Below are 25166 nucleotides of genomic sequence, written 5' to 3'. Positions count from 1 at the left end.
TAGTTCACCTTGAGTGCACCCGTAGCATGACGCACATACTGGTCACGGGCGGCAGTGGATTCATCGGAAAGCACCTGGTCTCGGCGCTGATAGCGCGAGGTCGGCAGGTGAGGGTGCTCGATCTTCAGCCACCCCCTCGCGCGTTGCCTCAGGTTCAGTATGTCAGGGGATCGGTGCTTGATCGCGACCTGGTTGACCGCGCGATGGACGGGGTCGACGAGGTCTACCACCTGGCCGGCTTGCCGGGGATGTGGCTGCCGCGGAAGGCCGATTTTCACACCGTCAACTTCGGCGGCACCGAGATCGTCATTGAGACGGCCCGCAAGCGCGGCATAGAGCGCTTCCTGCACTGCTCGACCGAATCCATTCTGTTCCGTGCCTCACCATCGGCGGTTCCTGTCGCTGACGATGCGCTCCTGCCGGACGACATGCCGGGTCCATATACGCGCTCGAAAATGCTCGCCGACCAGTTCGCTATGCAGGCGGCCGCATCCGGATACCCGGTGGTTATCGGCTGTCCCACCATGCCCGTCGGGCCTTATGACCACAACGTTACCCCGCCGACGGCGATGCTTCGGTATTTCCTCAACCGACGTCTTCAATTGCATCTTGATTTTGTCGTGAACCTCGTCGATGTGCGCGACGCCGCCGAAGGGCTGATTTTTGCCATGGAGCGCGGACACGCTGGACATCGCTACGTTCTCGGTGGCGAGAGCATGCCGCTAAGACGGATTCTCGAACTCATGGCTGATATCAGCGGCCGTCGCATCCGCTGCATTCAAGTGAACGGCAAGGTCGCCGAAATGGTTACTGCAACGCTGGAGTTCATCGCTGATCACGTGACGCGCCGGCCTCCGTCCGGTACGGCCGAGGGCGTTCGTATCGCATTGCGGGCGGGGGCATTGTCGATCGAAAAAGCGCAACGAGAGCTGGGTTATGCGCCGGGTCCCGTCGAGCCCGTATTGCGTGAAACCATTGCGCATCTGCTTGATGCCGGCCCCAACCAACCTGAATGGGACTCAATGCCGAGCACTCGTTTCACGTCGAGCGGCGGCTCGGCGGTTGATACAATCGCTTGAGACGGACCGCGACATGCTGAACGATCCTGGTCAATGGTTGGCTTTCGCCTTAAGTGGCTGGACCACTACCTGGCCGACACAGTTGCTCGCCATCATCTGGATTTTGTGGGTCATGAGCTGGGTTTTGGCGTCGTTCTGGTCGGGTCAAACGAAGAAACACGTGATGACCTGGGAGTCGCTCAAATACCGCTTCCCCATTCTCGTAGGGGCCATTCTTTTCTTGCCATTGACCGGCAAGGTCCTGGGGGAAAAGCCGCTCTGGCAGTTTGGCAGCCTTGGCATCTACGTGCTGGCGTGCCTTGTCCTTGCGGGGATCTCATTCACATGGTGGGGGAGAATTCATCTCGGGCGATTCTGGTCGAACGCGATCACCCACAAGGAAGGCCATCAGGTCATCGACACCGGCCCCTACGGGATGGTGCGCCACCCGATCTATACCGGGCTTATCGCCGGGATGCTGGTGACGGGCATAGCGGTCGGAACAGTGACCGCAATGCTGGGGGCGGCGCTGATCTCGCTCGGGATGGGGTTGAAGGCCCGCATGGAGGAGGGCTTCCTCACGGCGGAACTCGGTGCGGATGCCTATGGATCGTATTGCCGTCGCGTTCCGATGCTGATTCCGTTCCTGCCGCGCACCTGACGTCGCTCTGCACCTACCGTTTCCGTCGCGACGCCGCTGATGGCGCGACAGGTGGAGCAAGACGGCGCGGAACCAGGACGCGTTGGCCAACTGACAGCGGTGCACTGTCGGAATGCTGATTGGCCTGGGTAAGTGACCACAGCGGTACATGGTTCAGTGCCGCTAGCTTCTGCAAGGTATCGCCCGAACGGGCGAGTTGCTGCGTGCCGCTGTCCCACAGCTCCAGCGGGGCATCAGGAGGAACGACGTAGCGCAGTGGTACCGCTTCTCCCTTGGCCGGCGTCGTCGCAAGTTGCGCAATTGCTGTCACCACTTGCTCGTGGAGGGAATCCATCTTGTCGATGTTGATGTGGGTGACTTCCCCGTGCTCCTTCAAATCGAAGCTCGCGTAGTGCCCCTGGTAACCCTGCTCCGCCACCACATCGCCGCCGCCCAATATGCTGTCGGACAGGAAAATGTTGATGTAACGCTCGACGTTCAGCGGCACCTTCGGGGTTGCCTGAGCCGGATCAATCGTGACCACCAGGCTTACCTGGATGTTTTCGGACTTCAGTATGCCGGCAAACGTCAAGGCGCACAGTCCGCCCATCGAGTGACCGATCAGGACGATCGGAGCAGGATCGTTCCGGAAATCGCGGATCGCCTGATCCGCAATCAGCCGGCAAATCGTGAATTCGTAGACGTCAGCCCGGATACCGGCTTCCTGGAGACGATTGGTCAGGCGGTCCATCCCGCGCGAAAAGATCGGGCCGAGCGCGCCGCGGAACAGGTAGACGCGGGCCTGCGGCTGGGTCGCGGCTGGCGGCGTGTCGGGAGCGACGGTTGCGATAGCATTGGTCGTGCGTGCGACCGGATCGGCGACCGCCAGATTGCAAACGGCCGACAAGATGCAGACGGAAAGGACTGCACGGATCACCACGGCTGCAACCAGCGTCGGACTTCTCATGTACATTCCGCTCGCGATTAAGGCGTAGAGGTGCCGGACCTTGAATGCCGGCGGGCCACGCCACCCGGCGCTTCTAGCGGGTGATCTATCGTCGAGGAATTGGCAGAATTTGCGGCGCTCGTCGCTTCGGCGACGGCGTTCGAACTACTAACGTACCGCCGCGGCGCTTGCCGTGCCGGGCCTCGCTGCGCTTGCCGCTTCAGGCTGCCGCGGCTTCCGCGCCCCCGAAGCTGGGACAGATCGGCCGAAGACGACAGCGTCGATCTCGCTTATCACCTTCTGCTGCATGATCAGGTTCTTTTCGATGGACATGTGCCCGACGCCAGGCACGTTCTGCACGTTCACATTCTCGAGCTTGCCCTGGAATTGTCCGGTTTTCTGAACCGGCGTGCCGGCGCCGTTGGCGATGTAGAAGTTTACATAGCGTCCCACGCGTCCCGAGAGGCTGGTGCGAAATACCGAATCCAGGCCGATGGCGAGCTTCACGGGGGCGCCAAGCTGATCCAGCTTGGCGACCATGTCGGGAAGCGCGGTCGCGCCCGAGGAATGCCCGACCAGAATGATCGTCTTGATCCTGCCACTCTTGTAGCCGGCGGCGGCTTCGTCGGCGAGCGACGACCAGGAGGCAAAGTTCGCGACAGTGACCGGGATGCCCTGCGCCCGCAGCTTTACCGCAATATCATCGAGACCCAGGGAGAAAATATTGAGCACGCCGCGGAGCAGGTAGACATGAGCAGTCGAGGCTGCCGAGGCGGAACTCCTTGCCTGTATGGGGCTTGCGCCGATCGCCAGCAGCAGCAATGCCGCGATAGCTATCACGTGCAGTCTACGCAACGATGCCAGGCAGAGAAAGGGTAACCAGCCGACAGTTCCGATATCACCGCGATACGGCTTCATTGCGCTCCTCGAAGGGCTGCGAAGTGCTTCGCCGGGCGACCGTAGCGCCCGCGCGCTCGGAACTGCAATAAACGTGGCGTGAGCGGCCGCAATTTACCAACACGACGTGTCTCCGCCGCAACACTGGTTTCCAACCCCTCAATGGTTTGCGCTAGCCGCCCGGTACCGAAGCGCAACAGACGACTATAATCAGAAGTCAAAAGCAGAAATTGAAATGAGGGAACCCACCAGACTCAGGTTTAGATTCCGTGCAGCTTGAATTTGGCAGGGGGCACTGATGCCATACTTCAACTTTGATCTCGTCATCGGCGCGGAGTTCAAGAACCAGGGCGGCATGTATCTCGAAAACACAGAAAACGCGATCGATAAGGCCGAATGCCTCGCGAGCGAGCTTTGCATCGTTCGCCCCGAGCTGCGTTCCACCGGATGTGCTGTGCGTGTCACCGATGGAGACTGTAACGAGCTCTACCGTACTCCGGTCGACCTTATCGGCCGTGGATGAAATCGTCCCGTGGCGCACGATGCGTCGTAGGCGCACGAGGTCGAATTGGTCTGAAGTGTAGACTACTGCAAGGGCAGTAGTTGAGTTGGTGGCGATTTCTTACCGAGGGGGCAGTTCGTTCGGTCTTTGGCGGACGGGTTCTGCGCTGTAGATTCGTTGGAATGGTTCGGATCAGATGCCGATGACTCGGTCGTGCTCGTAAACTCGGCCAGGTCGGCATTCGATGACGATTCCACGTAGCTGACAACGGCGAACGTAAGGGCGAACAGGGTGAAAAGCCCGACCACCGCTATGGTGCCCATTCCCTGCCAATCGATTTGGCTGTTAAATAATGGCATGGCTCGTCTCCCGAAGCCGGGTTTGCGACGGCCTTAGATCAACTCGCTGTTCTCGAATGTGAACTGCCTCACGCCTCACGCTCACTTGATGCCGAGACCGAACGCCGGACGTCTTTTGCTTGGGCTAATCCGTCGTGCAATGCGCATCACTGGTCTTATGGCTTGATCCCGATCTTCTCCCTGATCGCGCCAAGCTCGGCCTCGTCCCAGATGCCGATCAGCACGCCGTTCTTGACCTGCAATTGCTGGGCGGCATAGGCGGCGATCTTCGCGTTCGGCGTGGTGATGTGCATCTTCGGGTGCAGCGCCCAGTCGAACAGCTCCGCTTGCAGCCGCGCCACGATTTCGGCGCAGGCCGGGTCGGCGCCGCGATCGACAAACTCCTGCGGATCGGTTTCGAGGTCGTAGAGCATCGGGCGGAATCCGGACGCGTGAATGTATTTCCAGCGGCCGTCGAACACCATGAACAGCCGGCAGCGCTCGATCGGCTGGTTCAGCATCACGCGGACGTCCTGCATGGCGTAGTCGTATTCGGAGAACACCACCTTGCGCCAATCGGCAGGCGGCGCGCCGTGCAGCAGCGGCACCAGCGAGCGTCCTTCCAGGATATGATCCGGCGGCGTGGCGCCGAGATAGTCGATGAAGGTCGGCGCCAGGTCGATCGCTTCGACCAGCGCATCGCTGACCGTGCCGCGCGTGGCATCGGCGGCGGGCGAGGGATCGATCACGATCAGCGGGATTTTCGCCGATTGCTCGTGGAACAGGTCCTTCTCGCCCATCCAGTGATCGCCGAGATAGTCGCCGTGATCCGAGGTGAACACGATCATCGTGGTGTCGAGCAGACCGCGCGCTTCGAGGAATTGCATCAACACGCCCATCTGATCGTCGATCTGCTTGATCAGGCCCATATAGGTCGGGATGACCTTTTCGCGCGCCTCGTTGCGCGACATGTTGCGCGAATAGCGCATGTCCATATAGGCGGCGAACACCGGATGCGCGTTGGCGCGCTCTTCCTGCGAACGGATCACCGGCTGCACGTCCTGCGGCCCATACATGCTGGCGTAGGGCTCCGGCGCGATATAGGGCCAGTGCGGCTTGATGTAGGACAGATGCAGGCACCATGGCCTTTCGTCGTCCTCGGCTTCCGCGATGAACTCCATCGCGCGACGCGTCATGTAGGGCGTCTCGGAATGCTCGTCCGGCACCCGCGCGGCCTTGTCGGCGTGAACCAATAACCAGCCGTTCTGCAGGCTACCGTCCTCGGCTGCGCCGGAATTGGCCCAGTGCTCCCAGGGATTGGGCGCGTCATAGCCATGCTGGCGCAGATAATTGTCGTAGGCCGGGCGCGGCCGTCCCGTCGGATGCAGGCCATCGTCGCGCTCATAAGGCTCGAACCCGCATTCCGACACATGCACGCCGATGATCGAGTCGGCGGGGATGCAGAGGCTCTTCAGCCCTTCGAGGTCGGGCGCCATATGCGTCTTGCCGACCAGCACGTTGCGGACGCCGATCTTCTTCAGGTGATCGCCGAGCGTCGGTTCGCCCACCCGCAGCGGCCAGCCGTTCCAGTGCGAGCCGTGCGAGCGCATGTAGCGGCCGGTATAGAACGACATCCGCGACGGCCCGCAGATCGGCGACTGCACATAGGCGTTGGAGAACAACACGCCGCGCTTGGCCATCGCGTCGATGTTCGGCGTCTTCAGCACAGGGTGGCCGGTGCAGCCGAGATAATCGTAGCGAAGCTGGTCGCACATGATCCAGAGCACGTTCTTTGCAGGCGTTTTGGCTGTCATCTCAGGCATTTCGGCTGGCGTTGGGAGGGGGCCGGATGGTGCGATATGTCAGCGCAAATGACAATCGAGCGGGCGGCCAGACCACCGGGTCGGCCTTCCGATCCCGGAGGCGTTAACGTTTGGATAGCGCCATTTCTCGCAATTGAATGACGATCCATGGTTGCGCGTTAGCCTTACCGGCAGTTTGGCCGGCGGCCTTAACCCCTGAACCGGCATGTTGGATTAAATTGGGACGTTAGAAAAACCGGATCCCAAGCGATGCGCATTGGCGTCACACTGGCACTTTTCATCGCGACGAATTCGACCGCCTTTGCCGGCGGCGGCTTCGAGATCGTGATTCCGGGCCGTCCCGGCGTTCCCGTCATCATTAACGGCGTCGATGCATCCTATGCGGTGGTCGAGGGTGACTGGGGCCTCGGCAAAGGCACCCATGTCGAGCCGACCGTCTATGGCGGCCGCTATGTCGATCCGGTCCCGCGCGTCGGTCATTATTATCCGAGCGCCGGCCGCCTGCCCGGTTACGGGCGCCTGGAAATCGAGCCGCCGGCGAACCGCCGCTTGCCGCAACCGGCCGAGAGCTACCATCAGTCCTGGTCGGCGCAGTCGGCGCCGCTGCCGGCGCAGTCCAACGTGCCCATCGATCCGCCCGAAATCATCTACGCGCCGCGCGATGACAGGCGATGGCCGCATCACCTTCCACGTTAAGAAGACCAAGCAAATACGAACAGGAGAGAGTAATGCGTCAGATACTTAAAGGATTGATCGCGGCAGTGGCCGTCATGGCTGCAGCCCCCGCGATGGCCTGCGGTTACGCCCCGTGCGCAGCGCCGGTCTATGTCGCACCGGCCGTGACCTACGGCTATGCCGGCTGCACCCCCTGCGGCGGCTGGGTCCGCGAGCGTCTGCCCGATCCGGAGCAGCAGTATTATTATATCAACCAGGGCCCGACCTATACCGGTCCAGGCAACTGGGCACCGCGTCCGGTCTATCGCGAAGGCTCGATCTCCGGCTACGGCTATGGCTACAACCGCCCATATCGCGCGTACCGGCACTATCGCCATAGCTACGCGCCGCGCTATTACAACGGTCAGCGCGTGCTGCGCCGGTACTACTGATCCGGCAGCATCTGAAAGCCTCAGCGCCCGTTCGCTTCCCGCGAGCGGGCGTTCTTCATTTCATCAGGCCCAATCGGCTCGCGCCGATGTAGAGCGCCAGCACCGCGGCATTCGAAACGTTCAGGCTTTTGATCTCGCCGGGCATGTCGAGCCGGGCCACGGCGCGGCAGGTTTCGCGGGTCAGTTGCCGCAGGCCCTTGCCCTCGGCGCCCAGCACCAGCGCCAGCGGTTGCTGCAAGGGTACGGCGGCGAGGTCCTCGGTCCCCTCGCTGTCGAGCCCGACCGTCAAGAAGCCGCGGTCGTTCAGTTCGGTGAGCGCGCGGGCGAGATTTTGCACCGTGACCAGCGGCACCAGCTCCAGCGCGCCGGAGGCGGATTTCGCCAGCACGCCGGTTGCTTCCGGGCTGTGGCGGGCGGTGGTGACGATCGCTTTCACCGCAAAGGCCGCCGCCGAGCGCATGATGGCGCCGACATTGTGCGGATCGGTGATCTGGTCGAGCACCAGCACGATGCCATCCTGCGGCAGCGTATCGATGTCGGGCGAGGGCAGGGGATCGGCCTCCGCCAACAGCCCTTGGTGCACGGCGTCCGGACCGAGCCGCTGGTCGATCGCGTTCGGCCGCACGATTTCCGGGGCAACGCGGGTATCGATATTCTCGTCCGCCAGCCGCCGGGCGGCGTTTTCGGTCAGCAACAGCTTTCGGATCCGCCGTTCCGGGTTGGCTAGCGCAGCCGAGACCGTGTGCCAGCCATAAAGAATCGCCGGCCCGTCGGTGCTTGTTTCCCGGTCGCGCCGGCCCGGCGGACGGGCGAATTTCCGCCCTTTTTCGAAGGGTTTGCCGCCGCCGCGGCGGAACGGCGGTTTTCGGTCGCGATCGCTCATGGGGAGCTTGTGTCACGGGGGCCCGAATATGGCAATTTGGCCCGATCGAACCTATTTTTGGTGGTCCGCATTGGTTGACTTTGCCACCCCCATTCGCCCATAAACGCGCCGGTCGCAGCCGGTTCGATCCGCGCTTTCGGCCTCAGCGTCATCCTTGGGTCCGGTCCTCCGCCACTCGGGCGGTCGGTTCGGTGACGCTGTTGGACGGGGAAGTGTCCCGAGTGGCAAAGGGAGCTGACTGTAAATCAGCCGCCGTATGGCTTCGAAGGTTCGAGTCCTTCCTTCCCCACCATCCTGCTTCGCGCCAAGGCGCTTCGCAGGATTGCAGCCTGGCTGACCGCGAAGCAGGATGCCCTCCGAAGCCTTGGCGAAGGGAGGGCCGCCCAGATGCACTATGTTTACCTGTTACAAAGCGAGAGCTTTTCCGACCAACGTTACGTCGGAATGGCGTCTGACGTTCAGAGGCGACTGTCGGACCATAATGCTGGCAAGTCTCCGCATACCTCCACGTTTCTCCCGTGGAAGCTGGTTACATACATTGCGTGTTCTCGAACGAACAGCGCACATTCGAGCGCTATCTGAAATCCGGCTCTGGGCACGCCTTTGCCAGAAAACGGTTCTGGTAGACTGCCAACTCAGCCAGCCAGCATGCCAAGACTCGAAATTCAAGGACAGGCGCTGTGTCGGGCCGGAAGCGCTGCGCGTTCGATATCATCGAACTCCGTAGCATACAGCTCCCGAACAGTTCGGTGGCACTCGCACGCGCGGCGCTGCAGGAGCTCCATATTCAGGATGCTTAGCTTGCCTCTGCTGTACGAGATCAGCCCCTCTTTTTGCAGTTGGCTGGCAACGCCGGTGACGCTGGTTCGCCTCACCCCCATCATCTGCGCCAAAAATTCCTGCGTCACCGGCAGTTCGGTGCCCACGAGATCGCACATCCTGACCAGCCACTTGCACGTACGCTGTTCGACGCTGTGAATCGCGTTGCAGGCAGTCGTCTGCTGCACCTGGCCGAGGAGGAATTGTTCGTACTTGATGAGCAGCGCGAGCAGGTCAGGAGAAGACAGGGCAACCGCTTTGAGGTGCTCCGCATCCACGACGCTCGCAAGGCCGGATACCTGGACCACCACTTTATGCAGCGACGCCTTGCTATCGATCGCTTGTGCAGCCCCGAAAGCACCATCGTTTCCGATCATGCCGCTTTCGATCGCCCAACCATCTTCCAGCTCAACAACGCACGAAAGTATGCCGCTGTGCGGGAAGTACACCTGATTGACGCGCGCGCGGCTCTCCGCAACGACCTTGCCGCGTTGCATTTCGACAATGCGAAGATGCGGCCGGAGGTCTTCGAGATCGACAGGGCTTGCTCGGGACAGAATACGATTGGCTGAATGAGGCATCGTATCTCCTTTCCTTTGCAGGCGGGAGCACAACACTCTCAGTCACCGACGCCTACGAGCACTGGTTGTGTCGGTGATGCATTCAATGTGGGGGTCAGTGGCCCCGATAGCGAGTCAACAATGCTTGTTCTTGAGGTCCGCCGCGGTGTGGTATGCCAGTGCCTCTGCGCATCCGCGGCCTGATCGCCAACGTGAAGCGTTAGCCCTTAGAGCCTTTTCGGTTCTGATTGAATCAGGATCGGGCTCTAGGGCTTTGTTTTGACGCGTTTTCTTGACGCGAACCGGTGTCCACCCCGGATCAAGTCCGGGGCAGGCTTTCGCTGGAAAACGCTCTAACCGGGCTCGCTCGAGGTTTCCGGCAGGGATTCGCCGGGAAGATAGAGCCTGATCGGGCGGATTTCGTAGACGGCGGATGGATTGGCGCGCCGCAGGTCGCGGGCAATCGCGATCGCTTCCTCCTCGTTGGCGCAATTCAACACGTACAGACCCAGCAACTGCTCCTTGGTCTCGGCAAATGGTCCGTCGATGACCATTCCCGCGCCCGGTCCACGCAAGGTGCGGGCTTCCGTCGTGCCGCCCAGCCGCGCCGCCGGCCCGAGCACCTTCCTGGCGTTAAGCCGCTCATGCACGGCCAGCAGTTCGCTCATCAGGGCCGCGTCCTCCTCCGGGCTCCAGGATGTGACCTCGGCTTCGACGTGATAGGCCAGCATGGCGTAGAGCATCGCTTTCTCCTTTATGGCGGGCCGGACTGGCTGCCTTTCGAGGACGTTTCGCGGCAGCCGATCCCGACAAACGGTGGGTCCACGAAACAGTCCGGAAACACGATATATCCGTTGCCCCTTGAACGTGCCGTGGAAAGCCCACGACTGATGAGCAGAACGCGAGCCAACGCGCACCCTTCACGGAGACGGTCATGCGAAGCAAGCCAGCCACGATCATTTGCGATGCCGCCAGGTGCTGCGGGTCGCCATCATCGTCGCAGGCCGGCGACTGGCACGACGTCACCGGCCATCACCGCTATTACGGCAGTTCGGCCATCAACGGCGGCGAGCGCATCGTCGAAAGTCGCCGCGGCCGACGGCCGCGCTTCGTCAATCTCTGCGGTTTTTGATCGGCAATTAAGCAATTAAAAAGGCGCGGCGGGAGAACTCCCGTCGCGCCCCAACTGTTGTGCTCGCTGGTCCAGGGCTGAGAGCGCCCCGATGCCAGGCCAAGAGACAAGCCTAGCGGGCGATCCCAGCGAGGTGACAGCGCTTGGTATAAGACACTGGATCACCTCCTTTCGTTGTTGATGGAAATCCGAATATAAGCGGCGAATCGGCCCCTGTTAAGGGGTGCGGACCTCGTCGAAAGGTCCGCACAGGACATGCGGACCGGGTCGGCGGGGCGGTTGAGGCCGCCTGCGCGTCGTGTTAGGTCAACGCCAGCGCGGGTGTAGCTCAATGGTAGAGCAGCAGCCTTCCAAGCTGAATACGAGGGTTCGATTCCCTTCACCCGCTCCAGCCTTCGCTCGCAAAGCGAGGGAAGGCTGCCGCGCCGAAGCCCAGCGGGCGAAGGCGGGCTCGTGGCCGCGAGCTACGGCTAGGCAAGCCGTGGCATGAACGGGAAGCGAGCGGTCTTTGTTTGACGGGAAGGACAGGCGGCAGGTCTGATGCGCATCATCTACTTCAGCCTCGGTTGGGTGATGGTTGTGCTCGGCGTGATCGGCCTGGTGATGCCGCTGATGCCGGGGACGATTTTCCTGATCGTTGCAGTGGCGTGTTTTGCGCGCTCGTCGCCGCGGTTCGAGGCATGGCTGCTGGATCATCCGACATTTGGCAAACCGCTGCGGGATTGGCGCGCCGCCGGAGCCATCCCGCGGTCGGCCAAGGCCATGGCTTGCGTGGGAATGACGATCGGGTTTGTCGTGTTCTGGTACAGCGTCGAGCCGTCATTGCCGCTTGCCGTAGGTGTGGCGGTCATGTTCCTGGCCTGTGCCGTCTATGTCGTTTCGCGGCCGGCGATGGCCGATGGGAACGGCATCTAGCTGTGGTCGGTCAAAATTTAATCAAAATTGTCCCTGACAGCGTGTCCGCAAGGTGATGCGCCGCAGGCATCTGTGGCTCACACGGACACGCGCTGATTGCGCGTGGGGCGAGTTAACGGCAATTCCGTGCATTTCTTGGGCGAAAATACGCGCTCGGTAACCATGCCTTACGGAACGCCTGGACTCGCCACAAAATCAATCCGATTGAGACACAATGTCGGCGAGTAGGGTTGAAACGGTGCCCGCTCGCATCACGCGATTATTATTTTGCAGAGTATGGGCTCACAGGGGGACTGTAATGGGAGCTACGATCGGCATCACTCGCTGGCGAATGGAACAATTGTCCTGGGCTTCGGCCTGCGACGCCATGCGCCGGCTCAACATCATCCCTCGGCGCAATGCGGCAGCGGCGCTGGTGCTGGCCGCGATGGCCGGCTCGATGATGAGCGATCAGGCGTACGCGGCGCCTCCGGGCAGCAATGAAATCCGGATCGGCAACACCGCTCCCTATACCGGTCCGGCTTCCGCCTACGGCGTCATCGCCAAGGTCATCTCGGCCTATCTGGACAAGGTCAACGCCGAGGGTGGCATCAATGGCCGCAAGGTCAATATGATCACCTATGACGACGCCTACGACCCCAACAAAACCATGGAAATGACCCGCAAGCTCGTCGAGGACGACCAGGTTCTCCTCACCTTGGGGACCATCGGTACGAACACGAACGCGGCGATCCAGCCCTATCTGAACTCGAAAAAAGTCCCGCAGCTTTTTGCCTTGTCGGGCGCGGCGGCCTGGGACCAGCCGCGCGAGTTTCCCTGGACCATCGGCTTCCTGCCGACCTACACGGCTGAAGCGCAAATCTTTGCGCAGTATATCCTGGAGAACCATCCCCGCAGCCGGATCGCCGTCCTCTATCAGGAGGATGGTATGGGCAAGGAATACCTGAAAGGCCTGAAGGACGGCCTGGGCGGCAAGGTCGCGATCGTGGCCGAGGCTCCCTACAAGGTCACCGACACCAATATCGATGCGCAGATGGCGAAGCTGAAGGCGTCCAACGCCGACGTCTTCATTGAGTTCACCACGCCGAAATTCGCCATCATGGCGATCCGGCGAAGCGTCGAACTCGGCTGGAGGCCGAACCATTTCGTGGCATCGATCGCCAATTCGTACTCGGCCGTGATTCAGCCGGCGGGCCCGCAAAATGCGGAAGGCATATTGTCGGCGGCATACAGGTTGGAGGGCGAAGACGCGGCGGCGGCCGGTGACGCGGCGTTCCGCGAATGGAGCGCCTTCATGCAGCGCTATGTCCCGAGCGTGAGCAAGGCCAACGGCCAGGCCGTGCTCGGCTACCTCGTCAGCAAGTTGACGGTCGAGGTGCTGAAGAACTGCGGCGACGATCTCTCGCGCGAAAACATCATGAAGCAGGCCCGCGCGATCAAGGGTATCCAGCTTCCCATGATGGTGCAGGGCATCCAGATCAATACCAGCCCGTCCGACCATGCGCCGATCGAGCAGATGCGGATGATGCGCTTTACCAATGGCAATTGGCAGCACTTCGGTCCGGTGCGAAGCGGCATCGATCCGGGCGCGGTCTCTGATTCGTTCAAGACGATCTTCAAGTACGGTACCGCCACCAAGCGCGATCTGGCCAACCAGCTCAACGCCAATACCGTGAGCCTGATGACGGGCTCGTTCGGCTCCACCTATGCGCAGGTGGGCGCCGATCTCGCCTCCGTGCTCGACAACGGCACGGCGCTGCGGATTCTGCCGGTCATGGGCCGCGGATCGGTGCAGGCGGTGGCGGACATTCTGCTGCTGCGGGGCGTCGACGCCGGCATCGTGCGCAAGGACACGCTCGCCTATCTCGACCGCAAGGACTTCGCCAAGGACATCCGCAACCAGTTCGTCTACGTGGCCAAGATGTTCAACGAGGAAATGCACGTCCTCGCGCCGAGGACGATCACCAACATGCGGGAACTCGACGGCAAGACCGTGGTGGTCGATTTGCCTGACAGTTCGACCTTCGTGACCGCGATCAACGTGTTCGAGCGGCTCGGGATCAGGCCGCATCTGATCTACCAGGAGCCGCGACTGGCGGTGGACATGCTGCGCAAGGGTGAGGTCGACGCGATCGTGGCGATCGAAGGCAAGCCGTTGCAATGGCTGAACCAGGTCAACGATCGCAACCTGCATCTGGTCCCGGTCGATTACGCCAAGACGCTGCAGGAGGAATATCTGCCTTCCAAGCTTTCTTCGGCGGACTACCCGGGCCTTGTGCCGGATGGCGGCTACGTCGAGACGGTTGCGGCAGAGGCGGTGCTGGCGTCGTATAACTGGGCGCCGAACAGCGATCGCTACCGCCGCCTGTCGCTGCTGGTGGATACGATGTTCGACAAGGTCGCGCAGTTGCAGCGTCCGCCGTTCCATCCGAAGTGGAAGGAAATGGCGCCGCGGGCGACGGTGTCCGGCTGGACCCGCTTCAAGGCGGCGCAGGAATGGCTCGATCGCAACATGCCTCCGGGCGCGGCCGTATCGGCAGCATCGGGTGCCGTGCCGGCGCCGGTTGCCGCGCCAGCCGCCGCCGCATTTTCCCCGCAGGAGCGCGACCCCCTGTACCGCGAATTCCTGGAGTGGCGTGCCAGCCGCGCCAAGGCCGGCGCGAACAGGTAATCAGCGATCGGCAAATAACGATTCGACAATCGCAGCGGGCGGCTCCTTCCATAGGGCCGCCCGTTTCGCTGTTAGGCTAGCGGTGAGGTTGGGCGACCGGGATCGTCCGGTTCACAGAACACCCTTGATGTCCGTTTTCGCGAAATCGCTCCCGACAAAGAGCAGGGGGCAGCGATGCTGTTTCGCGACCTCATAGGCGAAGCAGTCGCCGAGGTTGAGGCCGGCGGCGTGAACGCCTTTTCCCCATCGTGCATAGGCCTGCGCGGCCCTTCGTGCCGAGGCCAGCGAAACGGCAATGGTGTTGAGGCCAAGCCCGTCAATCAGGCTTCCCATCTCGTCGCCGACGTTTCGGCGGTCTGCGACAATCAATGCTTCGGCGATGGTTACCGCCGAGATCAATATCTCGTCTTCTGTTTCCAGCGCGGCGATGCAGGCGTCGGCCTCGGCTTCACCGAGCACGACCGCCATCAGAGCGGACGTATCGACGGCGATCATCCGGGCAGGCCGTCATCGCCGTATAGGAAATCTTGACTCCTGGCAGCGCCGGGTCCGGCCGCCGCCTTTGTCGCGCCGCTGGCGCGCACGGCTTCAAGCAAGGCGCGACGCGCCTTCCGGTCCGGCGCTGCCGCGATCGGAACCAGACGCACGGCCGGCAGGCCATGACGGGTCAGGATGACTTCGTCGCCGGCTTCGGCGCGTCGCACCAGTTCGGTCAATTGTCCTTTGGCTTCGGAGACGGGGATGCGCATGAGGTGCCTTGTTCGATTATCGGTGGCTTGAGAAGAATAGACCAACTAATGGTCCAATTCAATTGTTGCGTGCGAGAAGGAGCGCAATCGATCGGAGCGCTCGTCGGTGCTCCCAGCGATGGATACCTACATGCCGACAATGCAGGGCTCAGCCGCACAAAATAGTGTATCGGCAAGCATCAAAGCGCCGGACCCGTTCCCGCGCCACCACGCCAAAAATTTCGGAGGAAGTTCATGTCGGCTCTGCCACTATCGGGCATCAAAATTCTCGACCTGACGCGGGTGCTCGCTGGTCCCCTGTCGGCGCAGATGCTGGCCGATCTCGGCGCCGAGGTGATCAAGATCGAACGTCCCGGCGGCGGCGACGACGCGCGCGCCTTCGGCCCGCCCTACCTCAGGGATCCCGAGGGCAAGCAGAACAACAACAACTCGTTCTACCTCTGCGCCAACCGCAACAAGAAATCCCTCACCGTCAATATCGCGGCCCCGGAGGGCCAGGAGATCATTCGCGAGCTCGCCAAGAGCTGCGACGTGATGATGGAGAATTACAAGGTCGGCGATCTCAAGCGCTACAGGCTCGATTACGAATCGATCAAGGCGATCAATCCCGGCATCATCTATTGCTCGGTGACCGGCTTCGGCCAGACCGGCCCTTACGCGCCGCGTGCCGGTTACGACGCGATCCTGCAGGCAATGGGCGGCTTGATGAGCGTCACCGGCCACATCGACGGCGAGCCCGGCGCCGGTCCGATGAAGGTCGGCCCCTCGATTGTCGACTACATGACCGGCATGAACTCATCGATCGGCATTCTGGCCGCGCTCTATCACCGCAAGGTCAATGGCGGGGAGGGGCAGCATGTCGACGTCTGCCTGTTCGACACCGTGATCGCCGCGCTGTCGCATTACGCGCAGATCTTTCTCGTCAACGGCCAGACCCCGCCGCGGCGCGGCACCTGGGGCAATGGCGGCATGCCGGCCGGCGTGTTCCGCTGCACCGACGGCGAATTGATGCTGGTGGTCGGCAATGACGGCCAGTTCCAGCGCACCTGCGCCGTGCTCGGCGCGCCCGAACTCGCCACCGATCCGCGCTTCGTCAAGAACAACGACCGCGTCGTCCACGGCAAGAAGATCATGGCGATCTTCGCCGGGATGTTTTTGAAGAAGCCCGTTGCCTACTGGCTGGAAGAGCTGGAGAAGGCCGGCGTCCCCTCGGGTCCCATCAACGATTTCTCGCAGGTGTTTTCCGATCCGCATGTCCGCTCGCGCGGCATGCAGGTCAAGGTCAACCATCCGCTGCAGTCCGACCTGTCGCTGATCCGCAACGCGATCACATTCTCCGGCACCCCGGTGAAGGACTATCGCGCCCCGCCGCTGCTCGGCGCGGATACCAAGGACGTGCTGGCGACGATCGGCTACGACGAAGCGAAGGTGGAAGCGCTGAAGGAGAAGAAGATCGTCTGATCTCTCTTCGTCATTCCGGGGCGCGCCTCTTGGCGCGAACCCGGAATCCATCCGGCCGCACATTTGGGGGCGAAATAGATTCCGGGCTCGTGCTTCGCACGCCCCGGAATGACGATTGGGAGAGGCTTACTTGCGTCGGATTCAGCGCAGGCCCTGTCGATTGATCAGGATCCGATGGATCTGGATGAATTCCGGCAGCTCGATCAGAAACTCGGGATCGCGGTCGAGATGGTGAACCTTGGTCGGTTCGCCCTTGGTGAAGGCGGTCATCGACTCGAAGTCGGGCCAATAGGAGATGGTCGTGAACCAGCTCTCATGCTCGCGATCTTCGCGAAATAGCTGGACCCCAAGCGCGGTCTTCTCCAGCGGTGGGATTCCTTCGGCTTTGATATAGGCTTCGTAGCTGTCCGCAATTTCGGGCCGCGTGCGGCCGCGCCAGATGCGGGCGATGGTCGGCTGGGTTGGCATCGGCGTTCCTCTCGGTGATCTTCGCCAGTAGTGAGGCGTCCACTTGCCTCGACACTACAACTGCCGAGCGAGCCCCAGCGTTCCGAGCCATTCGAGGTGCGCTAGCTTCACCTCGCGCGCGCAGGTGCGTCGCGAGAATGTCGCCTCATATTCAGTTGTCGTCACCCGCGAAGGCGGGTGACCCAGTATCCCAGAGACGTCAATGATTGAACCGAGAAGCCGCGGCGTACTGGATCCCCGCCGGAGCCTGTCATCGGGCGCGCATTCGCGCGACCCGTTGGCGGGGATGACAGTCGAGTGTGCGTCGCTATCCCCCGCATCTGCGCAACCTCAACTGATCAAGATGATTGGAACCCGAAGGTTGCTCAATCGCGCACGACCATTCCCATAAATGGTCACGATTGGGTCAACGACTGATCACAGTCGGCCAATAGCAGCGATCTGATCGATCGCGAATGGTCCTTCAGCACATCGTCATCAGTCATCACCCTGCGAGGACATCGTCATGGCGCAGCCGAGTACCTATGAGCAGTATTTGCTTGAACTGATTAATGCCGAGCGAGCCAAGGTGGGCGCTCAGCCGCTTGCCTTCGATGGCGATCTCAACGAGGCCAGTGAAGGCCACAGCCAATGGATGATCGGAACAGACACGTTCTCGCATACAGGCTCAGGCGGATCGACCGCGGGTCAGCGCATGACAGCCGCGGGCTATGCGTTCACCGGTTCCTGGAGCTGGGGCGAGAACATCGCATGGGCAACCACCCGATCGCCCACCGGCCTGCAGGACGAAGTGCTCCTGCTGCACACAAATCTGATGAATTCGTCCGGCCATCGGGCCAACATCCTCAATGCCAATTATCGCGAAGTCGGGCTTGGCTTCGAGACAGGTGATTACGGTGGCCGCGATAGCGCGTTCGTCACCGAAGATTTCGCGAAGTCCGGTTCGAGCGTGTATCTCACCGGCGTAGCGTTCGACGACAAGGATGGCGACCGCTTCTACGATGTGGGCGAGCAGCTCGGAGGTCTGACGTTGACCGCCGTGAGCAGCACCGGCGCAACCTACACCACGACCACATACGGTTCCGGCGGCTATGATCTCGCGCTGCCGCCCGCAACCTACACGGTCACGTTCTCAGGTGCGGGCATTCAAACCACCAGCATGCAGACGACGATCGGCAGCCAGAACGTCAAGCTCGACCTGATCGATCCGGCCACAAGCGGCGGCTCTCAGCCGCCGCCTTCCGAACCACCTCCACCCGCGTCGAACGTGATCGCCGGCACGGCGTCAAGCGAGACTCTCAATGGTACGGCCGGCGCCGACACGATCCAGGGCCTCGGTGGTGACGACCGGCTCTATGGGCAGAGCGGCAATGACCGGCTCGAGGGCGGCACCGGGAGAGACTACCTGTACGGCAGCACGGGAGACGACACGCTGCTCGGCGGCGACGGAAACGATCGTCTCTATGGCGGAGCCGGCCGCGATGTCCTGACTGGCGGCGCGAACCAGGACAGCTTCGTCTTCGATACGAGTCTCGGCGCTTCCAACATCGACAAGATCACGGACTTCTCGACCGTGGACGATACGATCCGGCTGGACAATGCGGTATTCACGGCGTTCGGATGGAACGGCACGATGTCCTCTTCGGCATTCTATGCCGGCGCAGCCGCCCATGATTCGACCGACCGGATTATCTACAACAGTGACACCGGCGCGCTCAGCTACGATCCGGACGGAACAGGCTCGGCGGCCGCAGTCCAGTTCGCGGAGCTTCAGACCAAGCTGGCGCTTACCTCTCAGGATTTCCTGATCGTCTGATCCGGAACGGCCGGCTTGCGTGCAACAGCGCGTTAGTCGTGTAGGGTGGGCAAAGGAGCGTTAGCGACGTGCCCACCACACCCTATCATCGAGCGCGCTGCTTGACGGTGGGCACGCTTTTGCTTTGCCCACCCTACGGGCTGCGAACTGATTTGCCTCGCGTGCAAGTATGATTTCATGCAGCAGCGTGCGACAAACTGGCACGACGGGCAAATCGATTCTGATTTTCCGAAATCGCGTCAAGCCCCGGAATCAAAAATATTCCGCTTAACTTCTCACGCAAATCACCGGCATAACTCCGCCCGTCTCACGGCAGATGAGGGGCGTTGGCCATCGTCACGAACGTGCGGTGAGATGCGATGGACGCGGATGGCGCGCTGGACGTACGCGCCGGAAGCGTACGGCGAAGTCGTGTGGTTCGGGCGCCGCGGTGCTGGCGTTAAGTTTCACGGGTTATCTCGTGGAGCGACGGAGGCAAAAGAGCCGTTCTCCGGGAAGAGCACGAAGTAAGCCGTAAAGCCATTGCGCAGGGAAGGCCGGGATGCTCCCGCTGTACCTGTATGCTCGTGTGCGCTTTTGCTATGCGCAACTGCACACGAGACCGCGGGTGCGGCGCGCACCCGGTCTTCCCTGCGCCCTCTGAATGGAGAGGGCGGAAGATTCTTAGGCAAACCTCGGGCAGTTCATGTCGCGAGATCGCAATCGCATACTCAACTGTCGTCACCCGCGAAGGCGGGTGATCCAGTATTCCAGAGACGCCAGTGATTAAACCGATAGGCCGCGGCGTACTGGATCCCCGCCTACGCGGGGGATGACGATCGAGTGTTGCGTCGCTATTTCCGCGTCATTGCGAGCGCAGCGAAGCAATCCATTGTCACCTCATGCGCGGAAGGATGGATTGCTTCGCTGCGCTCGCAATGACGGGCTTGAAGCGATTAATTCCGGCGGCAGCGTGCAATTGGCGCAACGTTTAGCGATCGACTGCATCAGGACGATCAGCTCACAAATCCTGCCGCGTCAGCCTTCCTTGCGGCATCGCCGATCGAACGGGTGGCTTCTTCGCCGGCGTCTCGCCGCCGGTCAGCGCCATCACGGAGACCGAAACCACGCGGTCGACGATGGCATCGACGTCGTTGAGGTCGCATTGTCCTTCCGACAATCTGGACAGCCGCTCTTTTTCCCGGATGGTGTGATGCGACATCGCCAGCGCGAAATGCAATCCCCAATAGAGCTCGGCGTCGTCGCGGCCGGGCAGCGAGCGGCGCATTGCGGCGATGAATTTCCGCAGATGATCGACCTCGCGGTTCTTGATGCGGCGGATCGGCGGGACCGATTCAATGGATGCGCGGATCATGAAGCGCGCTGCGGTCGAACCTTCGCGGTCCGGGCCGAGGCAGCCGCGCAGGGTGGGGCCTACCAGCGCGTGCAAAATGGCGTCGATCGGCGCGCGGCCGCCGCCTCTTTCCTCCGCAAGCTTCAACTCGTTGAGCCGCTCGCGGTTGGTCGCGAGGCTGCGGGTGACGAACAGTTCCGCAATCAATTCATCCTTGGAACCGAAATGATAATTCACCGCGGCAAGATTGACGTTCGCTTCCGCGACGATGTCGCGCAACGTCACGTCGCCGAAGCCGCGGTCGGCGTACAGCCGCTCAGCGGCGGCGAGAATGGCAGACCGGGTCCGATCGCTCGACATGGCTACAGCCTCTTTCCGTCATTCCGGGGCGCGCGCAGCGCGAACCCGGAATCTCGCGCCACAATCTCCAGATTCCCAGGTGCGCAACTGCGCACCATAGTTCGACGCTGGCGCGTCGCCCCGGAATGACGGCCAGCGAGGGAGTTGCAATTCAAACAGTTGTATGAAACTATCGTTTGAAGGGCTGGAAATGTCAACACCGTTTGCGAACGTGTCGCATCTCCAGCCGACCGGACTGTCAGGTTCGCAAAACGGCTTGCCGGCCGTGAGTGGTGGGCAGACAGTGCGGCCAAGCGATTTCAGAAGCCGAGAGCCGAGGAGCGTCCCATGAATTTCGATATGTCAGACAGGCAAAAGGAATGGCTGAACCGCGTTCGCGCGTTCATGAACACGCATGTCCGTCCCGCGGTGCCGATCTACAAGCAGCAGGACGCGCAAGGTGAACGCTGGAAGGTGATTCCGATCCTGGAAGATCTGAAGAAGAAGGCGCGCGCCGAAGGTCTCTGGAACATGTTCATGCCGCCGTCCTCGCATGAGGATGATGAATTCCGTGGCGCGGGATTGACCAATCTGGAATACGCGCCGCTCTCCGAGGAGATGGGCCGCATCAGTTGGGCCTCCGAAGTGTTCAATTGCTCCGCGCCCGATACCGGCAACATGGAAGTGTTCATGCGCTATGCCACCAAGGAGCAGAAGCGCAAATGGCTGCGTCCCCTGATGGACGGCGAAATCCGCTCCGCCTTCCTGATGACCGAGCCGGCGGTTGCATCGTCGGATGCCACCAACATCGAAACCCGCATCGAAAAGGACGGCGATCATTACGTCATCAACGGCCGCAAATGGTGGTCGTCCGGCGTCGGCGATCCCCGTTGCAAGGTCGCGATCCTGATGGGCAAGACCGATCTGAACGCGGCGCGTCACCAGCAGCAGTCGCAGATCATCGTTCCGCTCGACACGCCCGGCATCAAGGTGGAAAAAATGTTGCCGGTGTTCGGCTTCGACGATGCGCCGCACGGCCACGCCCAGGTGCTGCTCGAAAACGTCCGCGTTCCCAGGGAGAACATCCTGCTCGGCGAGGGCAGGGGCTTTGAGATCGCGCAGGGCCGTCTCGGTCCGGGCCGCATCCATCACTGCATGCGCACCATCGGTAAGGCCGAGGAGGCGCTGGAGAAGATGGTGCGCCGGCTGTCGTCGCGCACCGCGTTCGGCAAGAAGATCATCGAGCATTCGGTCTGGGAGCAGCGCATCGCGGAAGCCCGCATCGACATCGAGATGAACCGCTTGCTGTGCCTCAAGGCCGCCGACATGATGGACAAGGTTGGCAACAAGACCGCGCAACTCGAGATCGCCATGATCAAGGTGGCGGCGCCGAACATGGCGTTGAAGATCATCGACAACGCGATCCAGGCGTTCGGCGGCGGCGGCGTCTCCGATGACGCCGGACTGGCGGTGGACTACGCGCACGTGCGCACGCTGCGGCTGGCGGACGGTCCGGACGAGGTGCATAACCGCGCCATTGCCAGACTTGAACTTCGGAAGTATGCAAACGCTACGCACTAACGGGAGGCCATCGATGGCGCTCCCCAAAGTCTAAGAAGAATCCAAGGGAGCGTCATCGTGGCGGACGGCGTCAGGAAAGACGAAGAGTTCTCGGGCACCAAGGAAGTCGAGGAGCGCCATCGCATCGATGAGGCGAGCCTCGACGGCTGGATGCGCGAGCATGTCGAGGGCTACCAGGGGCCGCTAAAGGTCCTGCAGTTCAAGGGCGGCCAGTCCAACCCGACCTACAAGCTCGAAACACCGGCCCGATCCTACGTGATGCGCCGAAAGCCGTTCGGCAAATTGCTGCCGTCGGCGCATGCGGTCGACCGCGAGTTCCGCGTCATTGCAGCACTCGGCAAGCAGGGCTTTCCGGTGGCAAAAGCCTACGCGCTGTGCACCGACGACGCCGTGATCGGGGCCGCCTTCTACATCATGTCGATGGAAGATGGCCGGGTGTTTTGGGACCCGACGCTGCCGAGCCAGACGCCGGACAACAGGCGCAAAATCTTCACCAGCAAGATCGAGACGCTAGCGAAACTCCACGTCTTCAATCCGGAGCAGATCGGGCTTGGCGATTTCGGCAAGCCGGGCAATTATTTCGCGCGCCAGATCGACCGCTGGACCAAGCAATACCGCGCCTCGGAAACCCAGCACATTCCGGAATTTGAAAAGGTGGCCGAATGGCTGCCGCGCACGGTGCCTGAGCAGAAGCGCGTCTCGATCGTCCACGGCGACTACCGCCTCGACAACATGATTTTCCATGCAACGGAACCGCGGGTGCAGGCGGTGCTGGACTGGGAGCTGTCGACGCTCGGCGATCCCATGGCCGACTTCACCTATCTGTTGATGCAATGGACCATGCCGGGCTTGGAAAAAGCCGATCTCAAGGCGCTGAACATTCCGAGCCTGGAAGAGGCCGCGCAGATCTACTGCGACGTCACCGGCATGGAAGTGCCCGACCTCAACTGGTACTTCGCCTACAACATGTTCCGCCTCGCTGGCATCACGCAGGGTATCGCCGGACGGATCCGCGACGGCACCGCGGCAAACGCCAAGGCGCTGGAGTCGGCGGCGCGCACCGTGCCGCTGTCGAAGTCTTCCTGGGAATACGCTCAGAAGGCCGGCGCGACTTAATCAGCGCGACTAACCGACTTGGCACTCTCACCGAATATTCGCGGCAGCCTGCTCATGGCGGTGTCCATGGCGGCGTTCACCATGAACGACTCCATCACCAAGGTGGTGTCGTCAGAGATGAACTTCGCCCAGGTGATGCTGGTGCGCGGGCTGTTCGCGATTCTGCTGGTCGCGGCGTTCGCGTACTATCAGGGCGCGCTGCGTCCGCTGCGCACGCTGATGCTCAAACCGGTGGCGCTCAGGGTATTCGGCGAGATCGGCGGCACGATCTCGTTCATGGCGGCGCTCGTGCATCTGCCGCTCGCCAACACCTCGGCGATCTTCCAGGCGCTGCCGCTGGCGATCACGCTCGGCGCCGCTGTGATCTTCGGTGAGCCTGTCGGCTGGCGGCGCTGGTCGGCAATTGTCGCAGGCTTCGTCGGCGTACTCATCATCGTGCGGCCGGGGTTGGCGGGCTTCAGCGAGTACTCGCTGTTCGCGCTGGTATCGGTGTCGTTCTGCGCGCTGCGCGATCTCGCAACGCGGAAAATCCCGGCGAAGATTCCCTCGCTGTTCATCACCTTGCTGACGACCGTCACGGTGACGGCGGCCGGCGGCGCTATCCTCGTTCCGCTCGGCGGCTGGACGCCGCCATCGGCGAGCGCCCTTGGCCTGCAGGCGCTGGCCGCAGTGCTGCTGCTGATCGGCTATCAATGCATCATCTCGGCGCTGCGCTCCGGCGATATCTCGGCGGTGGCGCCGTTCCGCTACTCCGCGCTGCTATGGGCGATGCTGCTCGGCTACCTCGTGTTCGGCGACGTGCCCGACGCGATGATGGTACTGGGCGCCTCGATCATCGTGTTGTCAGGCCTCTACGCCTTCTACCGCGAGCGCATCCGCCACCGCGCTCTGGCGGCGGAGTCATCGGGCCTGCCGCCCGATGGGTTGTGAGGGGATTTGAAAGGAACCTCGTTGCGCGATCACCGTAGAAGATCAGCCTCGTGTCCCGGACGCGGCGCAGCGTGTAACGCTGCTCCGCAGAGCCGGGACCCAGATTCCCCTCCCGTGCAAGCGATAAGCCCCGGCTCAGCAGCGCACCGCCATAGCGCGTCGAAGACGCGCGTGAACGCGCTTGTGGCGATGCGCTGCGTCCGGGGCACGGGAGTGTCGCTAAATCGGCTTGCCGGTATACGGCATCGACGCGGTGAGGCCGCCGTCGACCGGGATTGCCTGACCGTTGACGTAGGAGGCGTCGTCGCTGGCGAGGAACAGGCCCATCGCGGCGAGTTCGTGCGGCTGGCCGGCGCGCTTCAGCGGATTGAGCTGGCCGATCTTGTCGGAGGTGCCGCGCTCCTTGGCACGGTCGAACACCGGCTTGGTCATGCCGGTCTCGATCAGACCGGGGCAGACCGCGTTGATGCGCACGCCGGTGCCGGACAGCGAATAGGCGGTGGTCTGCACCAGGCTGATGACGCCGGCCTTGCTCGCGCCATAGGGATGACCGCTGGCGCCGGCCTTAAGCCCTGCAACGGAAGCGGTGCAGACGATCGAGCCGGACTGCTGCCGGATCATGTGCGGCATCGAATGCTTGATCGCGAGGAACGGGCCGATCAGATTGATGCGCAAAACTTCCTGCCAGTGTTCGACGGTCTGCTCGGCCAGCGGCACCAGCCCGCCGCTGACGCCGGCATTGGCCCAGATCGCATCGAGCCGGCCGTATTTCGAAACCGCCTTGTCGATGAACGCCTTCACATCGGCTTCCGAACCGGCATCCGCCATCACAGCCTCGACGGTGCCGCCGCCACCGCTGACGAGCTTGGCGGTTTCCTTCACGCCCTCGGTGCGGTCGACGATGACGAGCTTCGCGCCTTCCCTGGAGAACAGCAGCGACGCGGCGCGCCCGATGCCGCTGCCAGCACCTGTGATTACGACGGATTTGCCTTCGAGGCGGCCCATGAGCTTCTCCCTTGTGATGTTATGCGGTCGGCGCCTGCCGCCTTGCGGAATTCAAACAGAATTTCAAACGTGAAGTCA

The 25166-nt window shown here is 62.0% G+C and carries 26 protein-coding genes and 2 tRNA genes; 16 read left to right on the top strand and 12 right to left on the bottom strand.

Annotation, left to right across the window (positions count from 1 at the left end; translation table 11 throughout):
- Positions 1–26: 26 nt before the first annotated feature.
- Positions 27–1079 carry an NAD-dependent epimerase/dehydratase family protein gene (locus V1277_RS01880; protein WP_334414788.1) on the top strand — a complete coding sequence of 351 codons (1053 nt, stop codon included), beginning with the start codon at positions 27–29 and terminating at the stop codon, positions 1077–1079.
- A 13-nt stretch (positions 1080–1092) separates the two neighbouring features.
- Positions 1093–1719: a methyltransferase family protein gene (locus V1277_RS01875; RefSeq protein WP_334414787.1), complete on the top strand. Its 627-nt coding sequence runs from the start codon at positions 1093–1095 to the stop codon at positions 1717–1719.
- A gap of 13 nt (positions 1720–1732) precedes the next feature.
- Here V1277_RS01875 and V1277_RS01870 read toward each other — a convergent pair whose 3' ends face one another.
- Together V1277_RS01870 and V1277_RS01865 are read right to left on the bottom strand one after the other, a co-directional pair.
- Entirely contained in the window at positions 1733–2665 is a 933-nt protein-coding gene (locus V1277_RS01870) for an alpha/beta fold hydrolase (protein ID WP_334414786.1), read from the bottom strand.
- Between the two features lie 147 nt (positions 2666–2812).
- Positions 2813–3562, bottom strand: a complete 750-nt coding sequence (locus V1277_RS01865) for a hypothetical protein (RefSeq protein WP_334414785.1) — start codon at positions 3560–3562, stop codon at positions 2813–2815.
- Positions 3563–3839: 277 nt separating this feature from the next.
- On the opposite strand from V1277_RS01865, the gene V1277_RS01860 reads away from it, so the two are divergent.
- Entirely contained in the window at positions 3840–4064 is a 225-nt protein-coding gene (locus V1277_RS01860; RefSeq protein WP_334414784.1) for a hypothetical protein, read from the top strand.
- A gap of 62 nt (positions 4065–4126) precedes the next feature.
- Here V1277_RS01860 and V1277_RS01855 read toward each other — a convergent pair whose 3' ends face one another.
- Together V1277_RS01855 and V1277_RS01850 are read right to left on the bottom strand one after the other, a co-directional pair.
- Complete coding sequence (locus tag V1277_RS01855; RefSeq protein WP_334414783.1) at positions 4127–4402, bottom strand: hypothetical protein; 276 nt, start codon at positions 4400–4402, stop codon at positions 4127–4129.
- A 155-nt stretch (positions 4403–4557) separates the two neighbouring features.
- The gene (locus V1277_RS01850; protein ID WP_334414782.1) at positions 4558–6195 is read right to left on the bottom strand and encodes an alkaline phosphatase family protein; all 1638 of its coding nucleotides are present in this window, start codon (positions 6193–6195) and stop codon (positions 4558–4560) included.
- A 258-nt stretch (positions 6196–6453) separates the two neighbouring features.
- Between V1277_RS01850 and V1277_RS01845 the strand changes: the two genes are divergently transcribed.
- Positions 6454–6900, top strand: a complete 447-nt coding sequence (locus tag V1277_RS01845) for a hypothetical protein (protein ID WP_334414781.1) — start codon at positions 6454–6456, stop codon at positions 6898–6900.
- A gap of 32 nt (positions 6901–6932) precedes the next feature.
- Positions 6933–7310, top strand: coding sequence for a hypothetical protein (locus V1277_RS01840; protein WP_334414780.1), 378 nt, complete (start codon positions 6933–6935; stop codon positions 7308–7310).
- A gap of 55 nt (positions 7311–7365) precedes the next feature.
- On the opposite strand, the gene rlmB is transcribed toward V1277_RS01840, so the two are convergent.
- Entirely contained in the window at positions 7366–8193 is an 828-nt protein-coding gene (gene rlmB, locus V1277_RS01835) for a 23S rRNA (guanosine(2251)-2'-O)-methyltransferase RlmB (RefSeq protein WP_334414779.1), read from the bottom strand.
- Positions 8194–8399: 206 nt separating this feature from the next.
- Between rlmB and V1277_RS01830 the strand changes: the two genes are divergently transcribed.
- A tRNA-Tyr gene (locus V1277_RS01830) sits at positions 8400–8485 on the top strand.
- A gap of 95 nt (positions 8486–8580) precedes the next feature.
- Positions 8581–8775, top strand: a complete 195-nt coding sequence (locus V1277_RS01825) for a GIY-YIG nuclease family protein (RefSeq protein WP_442894437.1) — start codon at positions 8581–8583, stop codon at positions 8773–8775.
- An 83-nt stretch (positions 8776–8858) separates the two neighbouring features.
- On the opposite strand, the gene V1277_RS01820 is transcribed toward V1277_RS01825, so the two are convergent.
- On the bottom strand, positions 8859–9593 hold the full coding sequence (locus V1277_RS01820; protein WP_334414778.1) for a Crp/Fnr family transcriptional regulator: 735 nt from the start codon (positions 9591–9593) through the stop codon (positions 8859–8861).
- A 332-nt stretch (positions 9594–9925) separates the two neighbouring features.
- Positions 9926–10315, bottom strand: a complete 390-nt coding sequence (locus V1277_RS01815) for a YciI family protein (RefSeq protein ID WP_334414777.1) — start codon at positions 10313–10315, stop codon at positions 9926–9928.
- Positions 10316–10506: 191 nt separating this feature from the next.
- On the opposite strand from V1277_RS01815, the gene V1277_RS01810 reads away from it, so the two are divergent.
- From V1277_RS01810 to V1277_RS01795, 4 genes are all read left to right on the top strand, one after another.
- Complete coding sequence (locus V1277_RS01810) at positions 10507–10704, top strand: hypothetical protein (protein WP_334414776.1); 198 nt, start codon at positions 10507–10509, stop codon at positions 10702–10704.
- Between the two features lie 317 nt (positions 10705–11021).
- A tRNA-Gly gene (locus V1277_RS01805) sits at positions 11022–11095 on the top strand.
- Positions 11096–11244: 149 nt separating this feature from the next.
- Complete coding sequence (locus V1277_RS01800) at positions 11245–11619, top strand: YbaN family protein (RefSeq protein ID WP_334414775.1); 375 nt, start codon at positions 11245–11247, stop codon at positions 11617–11619.
- A gap of 298 nt (positions 11620–11917) precedes the next feature.
- Entirely contained in the window at positions 11918–14290 is a 2373-nt protein-coding gene (locus V1277_RS01795) for an ABC transporter substrate-binding protein (protein ID WP_334374563.1), read from the top strand.
- Between the two features lie 111 nt (positions 14291–14401).
- On the opposite strand, the gene V1277_RS01790 is transcribed toward V1277_RS01795, so the two are convergent.
- Positions 14402–14785 (bottom strand): type II toxin-antitoxin system VapC family toxin, encoded by a 384-nt coding sequence (locus V1277_RS01790; RefSeq protein WP_334414774.1) that lies wholly within the window; start codon positions 14783–14785, stop codon positions 14402–14404.
- Entirely contained in the window at positions 14782–15039 is a 258-nt protein-coding gene (locus V1277_RS01785) for a type II toxin-antitoxin system Phd/YefM family antitoxin (RefSeq protein WP_334374565.1), read from the bottom strand. Before V1277_RS01785 ends, V1277_RS01790 begins: the two co-directional genes overlap by 4 nt.
- 234 nt (positions 15040–15273) lie before the next feature.
- Here V1277_RS01785 and V1277_RS01780 point away from each other — a divergent pair, with 234 nt between their 5' ends.
- Positions 15274–16500 (top strand): CaiB/BaiF CoA transferase family protein, encoded by a 1227-nt coding sequence (locus V1277_RS01780; RefSeq protein WP_334414773.1) that lies wholly within the window; start codon positions 15274–15276, stop codon positions 16498–16500.
- 141 nt (positions 16501–16641) lie between these two features.
- On the opposite strand, the gene V1277_RS01775 is transcribed toward V1277_RS01780, so the two are convergent.
- Positions 16642–16968: a hypothetical protein gene (locus V1277_RS01775; protein ID WP_334414772.1), complete on the bottom strand. Its 327-nt coding sequence runs from the start codon at positions 16966–16968 to the stop codon at positions 16642–16644.
- Positions 16969–17473: 505 nt separating this feature from the next.
- Here V1277_RS01775 and V1277_RS01770 point away from each other — a divergent pair.
- Positions 17474–18784, top strand: coding sequence for a CAP domain-containing protein (locus V1277_RS01770; RefSeq protein ID WP_334414771.1), 1311 nt, complete (start codon positions 17474–17476; stop codon positions 18782–18784).
- 1000 nt (positions 18785–19784) lie between these two features.
- Here the strand turns inward: V1277_RS01770 and V1277_RS01765 are convergent.
- The gene (locus V1277_RS01765) at positions 19785–20477 is read right to left on the bottom strand and encodes a TetR/AcrR family transcriptional regulator (RefSeq protein ID WP_334414770.1); all 693 of its coding nucleotides are present in this window, start codon (positions 20475–20477) and stop codon (positions 19785–19787) included.
- A gap of 327 nt (positions 20478–20804) precedes the next feature.
- Here V1277_RS01765 and V1277_RS01760 point away from each other — a divergent pair, with 327 nt between their 5' ends.
- Genes V1277_RS01760 through V1277_RS01750 form a run of 3 tightly spaced genes read left to right on the top strand, consistent with a single transcriptional unit; the run spans position 20805 to position 24083 of the window.
- The gene (locus V1277_RS01760; protein WP_334414769.1) at positions 20805–22037 is read left to right on the top strand and encodes an acyl-CoA dehydrogenase family protein; all 1233 of its coding nucleotides are present in this window, start codon (positions 20805–20807) and stop codon (positions 22035–22037) included.
- A gap of 57 nt (positions 22038–22094) precedes the next feature.
- Entirely contained in the window at positions 22095–23153 is a 1059-nt protein-coding gene (locus V1277_RS01755) for a phosphotransferase family protein (protein ID WP_334414768.1), read from the top strand.
- Positions 23154–23171: 18 nt separating this feature from the next.
- On the top strand, positions 23172–24083 hold the full coding sequence (locus tag V1277_RS01750; RefSeq protein ID WP_334414767.1) for a DMT family transporter: 912 nt from the start codon (positions 23172–23174) through the stop codon (positions 24081–24083).
- Between the two features lie 219 nt (positions 24084–24302).
- Here V1277_RS01750 and V1277_RS01745 read toward each other — a convergent pair whose 3' ends face one another.
- The gene (locus V1277_RS01745; protein ID WP_334414766.1) at positions 24303–25088 is read right to left on the bottom strand and encodes an SDR family NAD(P)-dependent oxidoreductase; all 786 of its coding nucleotides are present in this window, start codon (positions 25086–25088) and stop codon (positions 24303–24305) included.
- Positions 25089–25166 lie beyond the last annotated feature (78 nt).

Source organism: Bradyrhizobium sp. AZCC 1588 (assembly GCF_036924735.1).
Lineage (GTDB): Bacteria > Pseudomonadota > Alphaproteobacteria > Rhizobiales > Xanthobacteraceae > Bradyrhizobium.
Note: the sequence above shows the minus strand (reverse complement) of the source record. Positions and strands in the feature narration are given on the sequence as shown.

Bases quoted from the DNA above. Each gene is read 5' to 3' on its own strand.
- V1277_RS01880 (WP_334414788.1), top strand. From the start codon at position 27: ATGACGCACATACTGGTCACGGGCGGCAGTGGATTCATCGGAAAGCAC.
- V1277_RS01875 (WP_334414787.1), top strand. From the start codon at position 1,093: ATGCTGAACGATCCTGGTCAATGGTTGGCTTTCGCCTTAAGTGGCTGG.
- V1277_RS01870 (WP_334414786.1), bottom strand. From the start codon at position 2,665: ATGAGAAGTCCGACGCTGGTTGCAGCCGTGGTGATCCGTGCAGTCCTT.
- V1277_RS01865 (WP_334414785.1), bottom strand. From the start codon at position 3,562: ATGAAGCCGTATCGCGGTGATATCGGAACTGTCGGCTGGTTACCCTTT.
- V1277_RS01860 (WP_334414784.1), top strand. From the start codon at position 3,840: ATGCCATACTTCAACTTTGATCTCGTCATCGGCGCGGAGTTCAAGAAC.
- V1277_RS01855 (WP_334414783.1), bottom strand. From the start codon at position 4,402: ATGCCATTATTTAACAGCCAAATCGATTGGCAGGGAATGGGCACCATA.
- V1277_RS01850 (WP_334414782.1), bottom strand. From the start codon at position 6,195: ATGACAGCCAAAACGCCTGCAAAGAACGTGCTCTGGATCATGTGCGAC.
- V1277_RS01845 (WP_334414781.1), top strand. From the start codon at position 6,454: ATGCGCATTGGCGTCACACTGGCACTTTTCATCGCGACGAATTCGACC.
- V1277_RS01840 (WP_334414780.1), top strand. From the start codon at position 6,933: ATGCGTCAGATACTTAAAGGATTGATCGCGGCAGTGGCCGTCATGGCT.
- rlmB (WP_334414779.1), bottom strand. From the start codon at position 8,193: ATGAGCGATCGCGACCGAAAACCGCCGTTCCGCCGCGGCGGCGGCAAA.
- V1277_RS01825 (WP_442894437.1), top strand. From the start codon at position 8,581: ATGCACTATGTTTACCTGTTACAAAGCGAGAGCTTTTCCGACCAACGT.
- V1277_RS01820 (WP_334414778.1), bottom strand. From the start codon at position 9,593: ATGCCTCATTCAGCCAATCGTATTCTGTCCCGAGCAAGCCCTGTCGAT.
- V1277_RS01815 (WP_334414777.1), bottom strand. From the start codon at position 10,315: ATGCTCTACGCCATGCTGGCCTATCACGTCGAAGCCGAGGTCACATCC.
- V1277_RS01810 (WP_334414776.1), top strand. From the start codon at position 10,507: ATGCGAAGCAAGCCAGCCACGATCATTTGCGATGCCGCCAGGTGCTGC.
- V1277_RS01800 (WP_334414775.1), top strand. From the start codon at position 11,245: ATGCGCATCATCTACTTCAGCCTCGGTTGGGTGATGGTTGTGCTCGGC.
- V1277_RS01795 (WP_334374563.1), top strand. From the start codon at position 11,918: ATGGGAGCTACGATCGGCATCACTCGCTGGCGAATGGAACAATTGTCC.
- V1277_RS01790 (WP_334414774.1), bottom strand. From the start codon at position 14,785: ATGATCGCCGTCGATACGTCCGCTCTGATGGCGGTCGTGCTCGGTGAA.
- V1277_RS01785 (WP_334374565.1), bottom strand. From the start codon at position 15,039: ATGCGCATCCCCGTCTCCGAAGCCAAAGGACAATTGACCGAACTGGTG.
- V1277_RS01780 (WP_334414773.1), top strand. From the start codon at position 15,274: ATGTCGGCTCTGCCACTATCGGGCATCAAAATTCTCGACCTGACGCGG.
- V1277_RS01775 (WP_334414772.1), bottom strand. From the start codon at position 16,968: ATGCCAACCCAGCCGACCATCGCCCGCATCTGGCGCGGCCGCACGCGG.
- V1277_RS01770 (WP_334414771.1), top strand. From the start codon at position 17,474: ATGGCGCAGCCGAGTACCTATGAGCAGTATTTGCTTGAACTGATTAAT.
- V1277_RS01765 (WP_334414770.1), bottom strand. From the start codon at position 20,477: ATGTCGAGCGATCGGACCCGGTCTGCCATTCTCGCCGCCGCTGAGCGG.
- V1277_RS01760 (WP_334414769.1), top strand. From the start codon at position 20,805: ATGAATTTCGATATGTCAGACAGGCAAAAGGAATGGCTGAACCGCGTT.
- V1277_RS01745 (WP_334414766.1), bottom strand. From the start codon at position 25,088: ATGGGCCGCCTCGAAGGCAAATCCGTCGTAATCACAGGTGCTGGCAGC.